Annotated in this window: 10 protein-coding genes and 1 pseudogene; 2 read left to right on the forward strand and 9 right to left on the reverse strand. The window is 58.9% G+C overall.

Annotated elements, in window-relative coordinates; translation table 11 throughout:
- Nucleotides 1-6 precede the first annotated feature (6 nt).
- The gene (locus P3T43_RS30450) at nt 7-471 is read left to right on the forward strand and encodes a hypothetical protein (protein WP_429284711.1); all 465 of its coding nucleotides are present in this window, start codon (nt 7-9) and stop codon (nt 469-471) included.
- 210 nt (nt 472-681) lie between these two features.
- Here the strand turns inward: P3T43_RS30450 and P3T43_RS30455 are convergent, their stop codons facing one another.
- From P3T43_RS30455 to P3T43_RS30485, 7 genes and pseudogenes are all read right to left on the reverse strand, one after another.
- The gene (locus tag P3T43_RS30455) at nt 682-1,962 is read right to left on the reverse strand and encodes a vWA domain-containing protein (protein WP_429284712.1); all 1,281 of its coding nucleotides are present in this window, start codon (nt 1,960-1,962) and stop codon (nt 682-684) included.
- 7 nt (nt 1,963-1,969) lie between these two features.
- Entirely contained in the window at nt 1,970-2,896 is a 927-nt protein-coding gene (locus P3T43_RS30460) for a hypothetical protein (protein WP_429284713.1), read from the reverse strand.
- 115 nt (nt 2,897-3,011) lie between these two features.
- Nucleotides 3,012-4,088, reverse strand: a complete 1,077-nt coding sequence (locus tag P3T43_RS30465) for an ATP-binding protein (protein WP_429284714.1) — start codon at nt 4,086-4,088, stop codon at nt 3,012-3,014.
- Between the two features lie 120 nt (nt 4,089-4,208).
- Nucleotides 4,209-4,622 (reverse strand): DUF3717 domain-containing protein, encoded by a 414-nt coding sequence (locus P3T43_RS30470; RefSeq protein ID WP_429284781.1) that lies wholly within the window; start codon nt 4,620-4,622, stop codon nt 4,209-4,211.
- 232 nt (nt 4,623-4,854) lie between these two features.
- Nucleotides 4,855-5,286 (reverse strand): annotated as a pseudogene (locus P3T43_RS30475) (transposase); the annotation flags it as partial.
- A 614-nt stretch (nt 5,287-5,900) separates the two neighbouring features.
- Nucleotides 5,901-8,585 (reverse strand): LuxR C-terminal-related transcriptional regulator, encoded by a 2,685-nt coding sequence (locus P3T43_RS30480; protein WP_429284715.1) that lies wholly within the window; start codon nt 8,583-8,585, stop codon nt 5,901-5,903.
- 27 nt (nt 8,586-8,612) lie between these two features.
- A complete protein-coding gene (locus P3T43_RS30485; RefSeq protein ID WP_429284716.1) occupies nt 8,613-9,887 on the reverse strand; it encodes an MFS transporter in 1,275 nt (424 codons plus the stop codon).
- On the opposite strand from P3T43_RS30485, the gene P3T43_RS30490 reads away from it, so the two are divergent.
- A complete protein-coding gene (locus tag P3T43_RS30490; RefSeq protein WP_429284717.1) occupies nt 9,886-10,674 on the forward strand; it encodes an AraC family transcriptional regulator in 789 nt (262 codons plus the stop codon). The two genes, P3T43_RS30485 and P3T43_RS30490, sit on opposite strands and share 2 nt — an antisense overlap.
- Before the next feature lie 297 nt (nt 10,675-10,971).
- Here the strand turns inward: P3T43_RS30490 and P3T43_RS30495 are convergent, their stop codons facing one another.
- Together P3T43_RS30495 and P3T43_RS30500 are read right to left on the reverse strand one after the other, a co-directional pair.
- Complete coding sequence (locus P3T43_RS30495; RefSeq protein WP_429284718.1) at nt 10,972-11,484, reverse strand: BON domain-containing protein; 513 nt, start codon at nt 11,482-11,484, stop codon at nt 10,972-10,974.
- Nucleotides 11,485-11,647: 163 nt separating this feature from the next.
- Nucleotides 11,648-13,051, reverse strand: coding sequence for an MFS transporter (locus P3T43_RS30500; protein ID WP_429284719.1), 1,404 nt, complete (start codon nt 13,049-13,051; stop codon nt 11,648-11,650).
- Nucleotides 13,052-13,189 lie beyond the last annotated feature (138 nt).

The following is a 13,189-nucleotide window of genomic DNA, read 5'->3' on the forward strand; positions in this document are numbered from 1 at the left end:
TGACCGATGGCAAAAGCAATCCCGTTCCGGCAAAGCCCACAGGCTGCACGAGCACGAAAAAACCGCACCCTGCTGCTGCCCATGCCGCTGGCGACCTGCGACGATCTCGCGCTGCGCGTGCATATCGCGCTTGATGCGATGCGCCGGCGGCAAGGCAATGTTCATGCAGCACAGACGCTCACACAGACCATGATCCTGACCGGGTTTCTCGCGGAAGCCGGTTATGGCGAAGCGACGTTCGAGCAGATGCGGCAGGCCGAGGCCGACGTTTCTGCAGCGTTTGACCGTGGGCGCGACACCGGCGAATGGCGTCTGGACAACGATGCCGTGGACCGGTTTGCTGTCATCGTCTCGACCTACGACGGACAGTTGCGACAGGCGCCGCTTCGGGCGGTAGCCGAAGCGAGCGATCGCCTGGAGCGCTTTCGCGCGGGCGAACCGCCAGCATCGATGGCGAGAAGACGGGCCTGATGGCGAATCCGCCACGATGCACTTGCCAAAATCGGTTAAGGGTTTATACTTAGCCCGTCTCCTCCATGTCTCCTCCGATATGGATTCAGCCCGCCACCGCGCGGGCTTTTTCTTTTCCTGCGCAAGCTTCCCGCGATTCTGCCGGGCAAAAAAAAGCCCGACTGCAATAGCCGGGCTTGGGTCAAGGAAACGGGCGAACATCCTGCCCCACTAACAGATCACTTCGACTACCTCACCGAACGGCGCCTGTCTGGCGCGCCGCAGCGGCGTCGTTGACGCCCACAGCACCGGATAGGACGGCTCCTCATCGGGAAACCGGCCGTCCATGTCGGTCAGATAGACCAGGAACGCAGGGTGAATGCCGTCGTCCGCGAGCCGCCTGAACGGATCGACGAACGATGTTCCCCCACCACCAAGAACCGGCTGCAGGTCAATGGCTTCACCGCGTTCGAACGTCTGGATCTGCGTGACCCGCGTATCGCAGTCCATCACGATCAACCGGCGCGGCCGCACGGCGTCGTTCACAGCAAGGATTTCCGCTGCGAACTGCGCCTGGGTCTCATCCCAGACCGAACCGCTCGAGTCCCGCACGAACACCGCGTCGCCAACCGCCGGTTCATGCAGCGACGGCAGGTACAGGCGCATATGCAGATAGCGACGGTTCGGGATCGCGAAGCTGTAATCCGTCGGCGACGAATCCTGCGCAAAGCGATGCAGGATCGGCCGCCAGTCGACAGCAGGTTCGACCGCCTGCGCGATCATCCCCTGCAGACCACCTGGCATGCCGCCGCGCATCTTGGCCGCTTTCGCGGCCTGATGCACGGCAACTTTCCATTCCGCTTCCTGCTTCGCGCGGTCGTCGGCTACGTACTGACGGACCTCGCCACAGGCTGGAGCGGCATCGGAAGACGCAGCCGCAGCCGCAGCCGGATCTGGACTTGCGGACGGTGTGTTCGCGCCGTTCGCGGATTGCGGCGGGCTACTGCCCCCGGTCGGATCGTCTGGCTGCTGGCCAGACTGCCCTCCCGGTTTGCCACCATCCTGTTGCCCTTTCCCCTGCTGCTGTTGCTGCTGTTGCTGTTGCTGTTGCTTCTGCCGCTTCTCCTGCGCAAGGATGCCGTAGATTTCCTCGGCCGACTTGCCGCGAAAGCGCGCGTCGATCAGCGAACCCTTGGGTAGCAACATGCCGTCATCAATAACGATCGGATTGATCGCGTAGTCGCAGGCACGATTCCACAACTCGGGATCGCGATCGCCGCGGCGCCAGCAATGGCCGTTAGCCACATGCAGGACCTCATGCGCCAGCGAGCCGCGCGTTTCGAGATCGTTCAGCCCCGCGAGGAACGCCGGGTTGTAGCCGATCGATACCGAGTCCGTCCAGAACGTCTTGCAGGACGGATCCTCGACCACTTTCAGGCGCAGGGACAGCGCGCCAAAAAACGGCTGGTCCAGCACAAGCGCAGTACGCTGCTTCGAGATACGCGGATCCATGGCCACCTCAGGCGACGAGTCGCAGAAGCGGTGTCTGTTCCTGCGACACCGGCGCCTGGTCGATCATCGGCTCTGGTGTACTGCCCATGAACGCCGCCATCAGCCCCTCGATTTCCTGGGCTTTGGACGCGACCTGCGAGCGCAGCACACGCGATTCTTTCAGATCCGCACCGGTATGAACCGCAAGGTGCTTTCTGGCCTGATCGAGAATGTGTGTGAGCTTCGGGTCGTTGCTGAAATTCAGCTTCGGCAGCAACTCGCACAGTTCGCGCACCTGGTTGGTGACGTCGAGCCGCACATTACCGACCGCGTACAGCCGGTCAGCCAGCTTCGAGGTGGCCTCGTACAGACGGCCGACCAGGTCGCTATTGGCCGTCGAGATCGAAGCCACTACATGCTGGTCGATTTCAGAGCGCAGATCGGCGAGAACGTCGTCGGGCAGATCGATACCAAACTGGCTTGCGTCCGGAAACGGCAGCACGGCCATCTTGATGCCAAACTTCCCGGACATCTGCGCGAGGCTCGGATAATCCGCCTCGTTGAACAGCCCGTTCAGCTCCGCGCGCGCCTTTTCCTTCAGGTCAAGATAGTCCGTCAGGAAGACCGACACGGCCAGATCAAACTCGTCTTTCAGCTTGCGCATCTGGTCGGCGAAGTCCATGTAGATCATCGTCGGCAGCAGGCGCACGCCAAGCTGGTCGTACTTCAGCGAGTGGTCGTAGTAGTACGAGCGGATTCGGTTGCCGATCGACACCACTTCCTTGTAGCTCGGCGCATGCTCGGGCATCAGACGCTTGTTGAAGCGTCCAATTCCCTTGGTTTCATGCGACTTCTCGACTTCCTCCGTCGCCTTTTCGTCGAAGCAGCGGGCCTGCCACATGGAGATGGTGACGGACGCGAGCATGACTTTCGATTTGATATCGGTAATGTTCATGGAAAAACTCCTGAATAGAAAAATAGGATGGATGCAGCGGAAAGAAAAAAGCCACGGCGCGCGCAAGCGGGCCGTGGCAAAAAAAAGCACCGATGAAGCGGGAAAGACCTGCCGGTCAGCCCCGGATGATTTCTCCGAGGGAACCGGTTTGCGCACGGATGAATGCGTGCGTGTTCTGCAGGGTCGGCGTGCGCCGGATGGCATCACGCGCGAGGAGCGCGCCGAATTCGCGGTGTCCCGCGTCGATCAGCCGGTCGTTGTAGGTCAGCACGCGGTCGAAGTTGCCTTCGGTCGCGTGTGCCGCCAACGCTGTCGTTGTCGCATAGAGCGCCGCGGACGTTTCCGGAATGATCGCCGTCTCGGGAGACAGCAGGATCGCATCGGGCGATGGCAACTCGCGATAGATGCCGAGGAAGGCGAGCAACTCGGTCGCGGCGCCCTCTCCTACCGAACCTGCATAGGAGGTCAGTTCGAGCGACTTCGGCACCACGTTCATCGATTTGCCGACGAAGCCCCAGCTGCGCGGGCTTGGCGAGTTCTCGATGTCCCGGCTGGTTTTCTGGACAGACAGCAGATCTGGCCGGAAGCGCAGGAACGCGATCAGCTCGGGCGGCACGTTGTTACGTACTGCCCACGTCGACCAGTCCTGAATCGTCGGGATCAGCTGAACAACAGTCGCAAACCGCGAGATGACGGGATCCAGAATCCCCGTCACCCCCGCGTTGTCGGTGCGCCGGTTGGTGGCCGCAATGAAGGTGACGTGATCGGGCAACACGTGGTTGCCGATTCGCCGCGCGAGCAACAGTTGCATCTTCGCGGCCTGAACAGCCGGAGAGGCCTGTCCGAGGTCATCGAGAAACCAGATCAGAGGCAAGGCGCTGTGCACCGCCCGTTCAAGGTCGCCAAACGGCAGGTGGGAGGCCGTGCTGCCGTCGGGCGACGGAAATGGCAGACCCTTTGAATCCGTCGGGTCTTCCACCACCGGATGGCTGATGAGCAGTTCGTGGTCGGTTGCTCGCGCAACCTGTTCCACGATATCGCTCTTGCCAATACCCGGACGGCCGGTAATGAGCACCGGCAAACGCGCCGGAACATAGGCGGTAAGCAGTTCGACCAACTGGGATGAAGTCACCTGGTTTGCAGGTGCCTGATTGGCGGTGTTCGCCACAGTGGCTTTTACGGATGCATTCATGGGGTTCTCGCAAAGGAAAACCCGCAAGGACATCCCACAGGGACGTGTCCCCGCGGGAAAGGTTGAGTGCCGGAAGCCGGCGGATCGATGCGTCGTTCGACGCTGGGAAAAGGTCGAGGCTTATGCCTCAGCGGCGGCCAGGGCGTCCCGCTGGGTCTGCGAGAGCGCAGCCAGCGGAACGCTTGTCCATCCGTTGTAGATCATCTGGCCGTACAGGTCGGCAAGACACCGGCTCTCACTGTCGAGCACGAGTATTTCGCCTGCTTCTGGAACGGTGAACTGCGCATCGCGCCAGACGTTGATTGCCGCTTCGAGACGTGCAATCGAAACGCGACTGGCGTCTGCGGGGTTTGACGGGTTCAGGGGTTCCTCGCTAAAAGGTGCCCAATTGAACGACGCCCCGGGGACGTGGTCCCAACGGGCAAAATGATGCCGGAAACCGGCGGATCGATGCGTCAGGGACGCGGGTGATAACCACCAGTCTAGGAGGTCCCGTTTGCTGCATTGACTGGAAAGGTTGCGATTTCGATCCAGCTTAAATCCAGCGTCTCAAATCGCAAGCGAAAAAAATCTATGGTCACCCCCGTTTTTGCAACCTTGATTTTTGACGTTGTGGTTGGCTTGCTTAAATCTATCCGGCGTCGTTGTGCGGATATCTCCCCGCGCCACGATGAGAGTCGCGCCTGACGATCCTGAAAAGCCCATCGGCTTCGAGAGCCAATTTTTTTGGCAGGTTGTTCGTCAGGCCGGTGTGCCGTTCACGTCATCAAATTTCAGCGATCGCAAAACCAGATGGGTAGACTTCGGTAAAGCCGGAAGCGGGGGCGGCAGATCCGGCATCGAATGTCGAGTGACGGGTCGCCAGCGCCCACGCGGTGCGCGCCAGCTTGTTCGCCAAGGCGCAGGCCACCACGTTCGGGTGTCGGCGCGTCAGCATCGCGCGGACCCAGTCTGCCAGACGGCCCGACTGCGTATCGAGCCGCTGCATTTACGATCGTGCGCCCTGGACCAGCAATCTGCGCAGGTTCTTGTCGCCTCTCTTGCTGATCCCCAGCAGGTTGGCCTTGCCGCCGGTGCTGTACTGGCGAGGTACCAACCCGATCGACGCGGCGAAGTCCCGGCTGCAGCCGTATTGCTTGCCATCGCCCATTTCGGCGGCTAGCACGCTCGCCGTGATGGGACCGACACCCGGGATGGACGGGTACGACCGACGCGATCAAGTCCGAACGTTGCCAGGCCGTGGCCGTGGTTGGCAAGCCCGGTTTCCTGATCACCACTTCCTGACCCTCGTCGTCGCGTCGAGGATAGAGAGCGGGGTCCGAGCGCACCTTTGTTCCCACCGCACCTTTCGTCTCCGATCCGAGAGTGCGCAGCCCCTGCCATACATCATGGTACGTGTGAGCGCGCGTCGCACCCTGTCGACGCGCCACCTCGCTCTTGAAGTTGAACGCGAATGCTCCTATGACCGAGTGCGGGGTTGCAGCGACGTACGTGGAAAAATTCAGGCTGGCAAAAGGACCGAGGTCTCTTTTTGATGAGGACGCGTGGCAGGTACTTCATCGGGCGTTCGCAGCGCGCCCCGCTCTTCGAACAGATGGTCTTTCTCCGACCATGGCCAACAACAGCAATCACACGCTCGCACGGGATGCGACTCCAGCACTAACCGCGGCGGATTTGGGGTCCATATCACTCCCTGTGCTGCACCGAGAGGTACTGGCATTGCTTCGCGGATAATCAGCCGGTATAGCGACAATCCATCTTGGACGGTAGTAAGGAGTCGGATGCGGTGTAGGTTGGCAAGGCAAGCCCTAATCAGGGTTCAGAGGCGAGCAGTCCTTGTCGCAATGCAGCGCTAATCGCCGCGGCACGATTTTCAACCCCTAGCTTCTGAAAAATCTGCTTGAGGTGAAACTTTACGGTATTTCCGGAGATATCAAGCGCCAGTGCGATCGCCTTATTCGATTGGCCTCTGCAAAGTAGCACCAGGACTTGAGTTTCCTTGCCGCTGAATTGAGCTCGCGGTCGTACTGGGTGCGCCTGCCACCCCCGCAGCTGGGTTATCGCCGTAGATACAGCCACAGGCAGTCCGCCTTCCATCCGCTGTACGATCGGCAGGATGGAAGGGCCCACCTCAAGAAGGAGGCCAGGGACGTTATGGGTAATCACCAGCGAAAGGCCTTCGCTGACCTCCATCTGTGCAATTTCGCCTCCTTGTACTTTTCGTTTGGCAACCAGCATCAGCATCCGCAGGCGGAGCGCTGGCAACCGCAATCCTGCTTGCTCCATCAATTCTGCATTGCGTTGCAGACGTGAGAGCACAGCGGTTGCTGCTCCCGTCGCCAGTTGCATGCGCCCCAGTGCTAGTGCGCTGGCCTCTCGAATACGCCAATCGAAGCCGGACTCGAAAGAGGATGGCCACGTAGCATCAAGATTCGCGGCTCGAGCCTCATGCTGCGCTTCGGATGCGAGTCCGCATTGAGACAGGAGGTCCACGCGCCACGCATGTACTAAGCTCGTAAGCCGGCGCAGATGACGGTCTCTGGCTATCTGAGCCGTATGATCCAGCACCGACAACGCATGTTGCATTCCGTGGTGTCGAACACCCACACGCCATGAAACTTCAGCGGCAGCGGCAAAAACATCAAACCATCCGTCAGTATTTTCAAGCGTGTCTTGTCCCTCCTGTATCAATCGCGACGCCTCCGTCCACGAGCCTCCCCAGTAAAGATGCTGAGCCTTGAAAGCGCCGACAATCGATTTCAAGGAACTCTCGGTGCCAAAGTTCGCCTCTGCCATTGTCAGGGCCTCATCGATTAATTGCCTTGAGGCCGTAATTTGTCCAGTCATGGTGAGCGCCAAGGCACTATGCATGAGGCAATAGTTTTCGCCCAAGGGACTCCCGACCAGACGCATCTGCGCGCGCGCCTCACTGGACGCCTGGATTGCTAGGTCCATTCGGCCTCGCGCCAACGAACCTACCGCGCCGACGGATAGCAAGGTGCCTTGAGCGAGGGGATCGTCGGGCATACGGTTGCTTGCCTCGGTTCCAGTCAGCGGCCAGGACGCCGGGTCTTCAAAGTTATCAAAATAGAGATCCGCCAACGCTCGTATGATTTCAAAGTCGCGCTCCAGACGCGCGTCACCTTTCACGGCAACCTGCGCTAGACGGAGAAGTTCCGAAACCAACGCCTCGTTGCCTAGCTTGGCCTGCAGATAAGCCTGCATGAGGATGAGGTGGGGTTCGCTGCGCCGGGCAAGGTCATCGAACTGCTGAAGCAAACCCTGCGCATAGCCGATTCCTTTCTTTAGCACAACCTCCCATCCCCCGGCATGAAGGACAAGTCTTACGCCAAGTTGTGTGTCATTCGCTCGTAGCGCATGTGAGACCGCCATCACCCAATCGCCCTGCTCCGCCAGCCACCCGGCAGCTGCACGGTGGATTTGCTGCGCCCGGGGCATGTCCAGCCGCGGCCGTAAGAAATCTTCCAACAACAGGTGATAACGAAACCAGCTATGATCAGCATTCAAAGGAACAAGCAAGGCGTGGAATTGCGTCAGACGCATCAGCACGCCAGCGCTGTTTGTTCGGCCCCGGGCGACATCCGCAAGCTCAGCATTGAAGCGCTCCAGTAGCGATGTTTCTAACAGGAATTCGCGACAATCTTCCGGCATGTTGTCGAAGATCTGCTCGGCTAAATATTCCGCCATCTCCGCCACGCGCCCAGAAAATGACGGAAATCCGAATGCCGACCCGCTGCCGCGCGCCAGCCAGAGACGCGCCAATTGCACAGCCACAGCCCAACCTTCCGTCTTCGCATGAACCGTGGCAAGCGCCGACGGGCCCAATTCCGGGCCGAGAATCTGAGACGCCTCAGGAAGCGAAAGCACTAGATCGCTGGCCTCCACCTCGTACACCAATCCACGAGCCTTTAGCGTGGCAATGGGCCATGAAGGGCGAGAACGGCTGCCCACGACCAGATGCAGCCACTTGCTACCGCGCTCGAGCAGTGTCAGCAAGATTCCGTCGATTGCGTCGCACTCCGCTCGCTGATAGTCATCAAGCATTAACGTGATGCGACGCCCTTCACCTGCAAGGGCTTGCAGCAACGCAGTCACGGTGCGTTGAGGGCTAGCATCCAGGGCCCGCGAGTGAGCCTTCGGGGATAGCCCCCCCAGATTTATTCCGGCACCTTCGAGCGCCAGCAAAAGATAGGTAAGAAAGCGGTTCGCATCAGCGTCAGCCTCGTCCAGCGACAACCAGGCGACGGGTAGACGGTCTTTGCCCAGGAGTAGCTCCGAGCGAAACTGTGCCAGCAATGTCGTTTTGCCGAAGCCGGGCGCCGATACGACCAACGTCAACGGCCTAACCAAATGGTGCCGAAGTTTGCAGAGCAAGTCGTGGCGCGGCACCGCTTCCAGTTGCGTCTCGGGCGGTGCGAGCTTGCCCACCCACATCCAGGTGTTAGGTGATTTCGATTCTTGCGCTTGCTGGTTCATGCCAAGGTCCATGCTAGAACGCTAGGGTTAAGATTTTCCTACGCTGTGCGTGTTGTGTTGACGTGGCTCACGCCCTGCACCAACCCCAAACAAGCACAATATCGTCGCGATCACGCCGCACACGATTAGCATTCCGCCAAGCGCTTGGGTCGACGCGGCTAACATCATTCCCACGCCGATCGCCAGGTAGTACATCAAACCGAACAGCGCGCCCGCGGAGCCCAGCCTGTCCTTGTAGGCGACAAGCGCGTGGCCGAGCACATTGGGGATGGCGACACCGAACGCCACTACAACTAGCAGCATTGGTGCGAGGAACCACGCGCTGTCCTGCAAGACAGCGACGCCAAGCGCGCTTCCCAGCATCAACACGCTTGCCATTCGCAGCATGCTTTCGGCCTGACTGCCCGCCTTGAGCCTGTGCCGATTGATCCACGCACCCAGCGCTGAGCCTAGCGCCAGCAAGGCTCCGCTGTACCCGTACATCTCGGTGCCAAGATGGAGTCGCTGGAAAACGAATGGGCCGAGATCGTAATAGCTATAAAGCGCGACGTTGAATACAGCAACCAGCAGGGCGGCACGCCAGATGAGCGGATCCCGAAGCATCAGGTTCAACGTTGCGGAAAGCGGCTCGGTCGTACGACGCGGCGGGCGAGTTTCGGGCAGCGCGGTCACGGTCCAGACAATCAGCACGCACGAGAGTACGAATAGAGCGGCCACCACACCTTCGTAGCCGAAGCTGCGCACCAGCGCCGCGCCCGCGAACAGCCCGATGGCGGGACCAGCGGAGAGCACCATGCCCGCCATCGAGAAAATTCTGGCTAGCTCTGCCCCTGCGTAGCGGTCCCTGAGCACCGTCTGCGTGACAACCGAGCCGACGGCCGCGCCGAAAGCAGCAGCGGCCTGAGATACCAGCAAACCATCGAACGTGGTGACAACAAACGCGGCACAACAGGCGATTGCATAGACGAACAAGCCACCCAACATCGCCAGCTTGCGGCCGATCCGGTCGCATGCGCGTCCCCAGACCAGTACGCCGAAAGCAAACGCGACAAAGTAAACCGCAAGGGCTTGGCTCGCCGCTTCAGGAGGAACCGAAAATGCCCGTGAAAAGTCGGCTAGAGCCGGGCTGAACAGGGTCTGGGCGATTTGCGGAAACATCAACAACGCGATGGATAATGGGAGCAGACCTCTCGCTTGCATGACACCGTCCTCCTGACGAAAGACGCTATGGTCGATCATTCTCACCAGTCCGGTTACAGGTTTTTGGACAAAAAATATCTGAAATGGGACAATGGCTTGCATGCCCTATCTCGACGCAACTGACGCAACTGACACGTTCGACCCCGACACCTTCGATGCCGAGGTCATTGGTCTTGCGACCTCGCTGGGCGATCACGATTCAGGCTCGCATCTGCACCAGCGGGGGCAATTGCTATACGCGCGGCGTGGCTGCATCCGGATCACCCTGACTGACCGGTTGTGCCTGCTTCCGCCATCGCGCGCCGTCTGGATTCCACCGCACACGGCACATCGCGCGGTGATGCAGCAAACGGTCGATTATCGGTCGCTCTGGTTCAGGCCAGACCTGAGCACGTCGCTACCGGACGTTGTTCGCGTGATCGACGTCCGCCCATTGCTGCGCGCGGTCCTTGAGTCAATCGCACTGGCGGATTTTCATGAAGACTGGCGCCATGGTCGGCATGCGCACCTGCTCGGACTCTGTATTCACGAAATAAGCGATGCGCCGCAGGAGGCAATGTTGCTGCCGTTACCCTCCGATCGCCGCCTCGTGAAGCTGACCTCCCAGCCGGATCGCATGCCACCGGAATTGCAGGTGCTGGAAGAAGCGGTCGGGGCAAGTGGGAAGACCATTACCCGCATTTTCCAGAGAGAGACCGGGATGGGGTATCAACAGTGGCGTCAGCAATGGCGTCTGATGCGATCGATAGAACTCCTGGCCACCGGGCACAGTATTTCGTACACGGCGGGGGAACTGGAGTTCTCCAGCGACAGCATTTTCATTTCCTTCTTTCGAAAAATGCTCGGCGACACCCCCAGGTCATATATCGATCGATCGCAGCAAATCTAGCCACCTTTCACTTCGGTGCGTCGCTTTTAGCGCCTGAGCGGATCCGGAAACATCCCCTTACCCGGCAGGCCTGGCTGACTTTACCTGGTTGCCGGGTCAGTCCGGGCATACCGACCTTGGCGCGGACGACCTTCTGTTCCCGAGTCGTGATGGACTCCTTGCGGTTAGCCGCGCGCATTCCCGCTTCGGTCTATGTCCTCCGCGCCACCGCGCAACAGCACGAGAAGCCGACCACCGTCAGATTTAGCCCAGGCCATTGCAGATCAGAGTTCGAACAATGCGCCCCTGGCCTTCAAACTATTGGCTAACGCCTAATCGATTTTTGACAGCCTTTACGCCCGGCACAATTGCCGCTGCTGCGGAAGCCGCCTGAACCTGATCGGCGTCGGGCACCGAGCCTCGAAGCGTCACGACACCCTTATATGCGCGAACCTTGAGTTTCGAACCATCAACGCCGGCGCTGACAATAGCCGAAAAAACTTTGGCCGATGTCTGTTTGTCACTATTTTGCCGAGCGATTATTTCGGAGGCCTGTGCGGGTGAAACCGGACCTCCGCCACTCTGTGCGTAGACGCCAAACGCGGCGGCTAGAAGCAGCAATCCCATGCATCCTTTAAAAGCTTGGGCACGCATTTTTGATTCTCCTATCGATTGATTTTTCATATGCATCCGCTTGTCCATCTGAAACGTAGGGTCACCAACTAGGAACAGTAAAAAGCTTCTCAACCGAATGGCGCCCTGTGGCACGGGCAGTTTCCTCATGTTAAAGCGGTACAGCTCCTGCAAGTAACGTCGTGTCACAGAATCCATCTTCTATCCGATAGATGAAAAACGAACAGGCGCACTTGATTCGCTAACCCAGCGATCTAACACTGATAGATCAGGACTAAGCAACATTGAGGCACGGCGTCAATCCTAGATCGATGCACCGCCCCACTGTTCGGCCAAAACTGCTGTGGGGCGCATTCCGGCGCTATGCGAGATCCTTCCCCTCAGTCTCCGGCATGAACAGGGCCATCATGGCGGCCGCAGCATTGAACAGGTTAATGAAAGTGGTTGTGACGTTGAAAGAGTAACCCTGGGCAATCAGAAGGCCGATGGCCGAAGGAGCAACCATATTGGCAAGCCGCTGTGCAAACACCGCCCAGCTATAGCCGACTGTGCGTAGTTGAGTAGAGTACATTTCGGCGATCCATGTGTCCCACACTCCCCAAGCACCCAGGCTGAAGAATGCAAGCGAGAAATTGCTGGCATAAAGAGCCGTCATCGTTTGCGAGTTTGCAAATGCATACCCTGCGGCCACAGCCATTGCTATATAAGCAATCATCACTTTCTTTCGTCCAAACTTTCCCGTCAGGTACGACGCACTCATGCCACCCGGGATTGAACAGGCGGCTGAGAGTGCTATAAAACCGTAGCTTTGCGGCAAGCTTAGGCCCCGCTGCTGCAACAGCGTAGGTAACCACGTCTGCAATCCCCAGTAGCCCCAGGATAACGTAAAGTTGATGGCAATCTGAAGCAACGTCATCGGCAAAACACGGCCAGAAAAGATGTTCCGCCAAGCACCACGCGTGACCTTCTCAACATGCAGGTTCTGTTGCGGCGAAATCACTGTCGCGCCTCGGCTGAGTCGCAAAATCGAGGCTCGTGCCTGCTCTGGGCGTCCCACACCAACCAGCCAGTAAGGAGATTCGGGTACCAGCCAGGCGACCACGAGAGCCCAGAGCCCTGCGAGCGAACTCATACCAAGCACCCAGCGCCACCCCATCGGCGTCAACCAGATTGTGGCTCCGAGAGCAAAAAACACGCCGACTGGCCAGCCAGCTACCAGGTAGGTGGTAAAGGGGCCGCGTGAGCGAACAGGTAATAATTCAGTAAAGTAAGGAAACACCACGACGAACACGCCAGCTGCCGCCACCCCGCACATCAACCGTAGCGCGTACAGAGTCGAATAGTCCGGCGAAAATGCGCTTGCCAAGGATAAAATACCGTAAAGCATAAAACTGGAAATGATCGTCTTTTTCCGGCCTATGCGGTCCGAAATAGGGCCCCAGATGACTGAGCCTATTCCCATTCCGACAAACATCGCCCCCATCAGGTTACCGACGGCAACGGAACTGAGCTTGAACTCCCGTGCAATAAGTGGGGATGTATAAACAATGATCATCATCTCCCAGGCCTCCATCACGAAGACGAAGAACAAAGCAAAGCAGCATTTCAGATGCTCTCTCGTCAACGGAAGCGATTCGAAGATTTGACCGACAGAAAGCGAAGTGTCTCTTGGAGCACGCCCTATAGAAGTGGACGGGTGTTGCGAAGAATCAGGAGGATAGGTCAACTGTGGGATTACTTCAACGTCTTGCGAAGGGCTATTCATGAAATTGTCCTTACCGATAGGTTGTATTTGCTCAAAACACCAACGCGTTTCTAATGGGTAGCGGTCCCCTGAAAGAGCCCGAAGTCATTCGAATAAAACAAGCGCAGGTCTACGGCTTTACGCGCGACTTGATGCCCA

The organism is Paraburkholderia sp. GAS41, assembly GCF_050436545.1.
Taxonomy (GTDB): domain Bacteria; phylum Pseudomonadota; class Gammaproteobacteria; order Burkholderiales; family Burkholderiaceae; genus Paraburkholderia.

What these genes read in the sequence shown, in the direction of transcription:
- P3T43_RS30460 (WP_429284713.1), bottom strand. Translation starts at nt 2,896, where the DNA reads ATGAACATTACCGATATCAAATCGAAAGTCATGCTCGCGTCCGTCACC.
- P3T43_RS30455 (WP_429284712.1), bottom strand. Translation starts at nt 1,962, where the DNA reads ATGGATCCGCGTATCTCGAAGCAGCGTACTGCGCTTGTGCTGGACCAG.
- P3T43_RS30450 (WP_429284711.1), top strand. Translation starts at nt 7, where the DNA reads ATGGCAAAAGCAATCCCGTTCCGGCAAAGCCCACAGGCTGCACGAGCA.
- P3T43_RS30500 (WP_429284719.1), bottom strand. Translation starts at nt 13,051, where the DNA reads ATGAATAGCCCTTCGCAAGACGTTGAAGTAATCCCACAGTTGACCTAT.
- P3T43_RS30495 (WP_429284718.1), bottom strand. Translation starts at nt 11,484, where the DNA reads ATGGATTCTGTGACACGACGTTACTTGCAGGAGCTGTACCGCTTTAAC.
- P3T43_RS30485 (WP_429284716.1), bottom strand. Translation starts at nt 9,887, where the DNA reads ATGCAAGCCATTGTCCCATTTCAGATATTTTTTGTCCAAAAACCTGTA.
- P3T43_RS30465 (WP_429284714.1), bottom strand. Translation starts at nt 4,088, where the DNA reads ATGAATGCATCCGTAAAAGCCACTGTGGCGAACACCGCCAATCAGGCA.
- P3T43_RS30480 (WP_429284715.1), bottom strand. Translation starts at nt 8,585, where the DNA reads ATGAACCAGCAAGCGCAAGAATCGAAATCACCTAACACCTGGATGTGG.
- P3T43_RS30490 (WP_429284717.1), top strand. Translation starts at nt 9,886, where the DNA reads ATGCCCTATCTCGACGCAACTGACGCAACTGACACGTTCGACCCCGAC.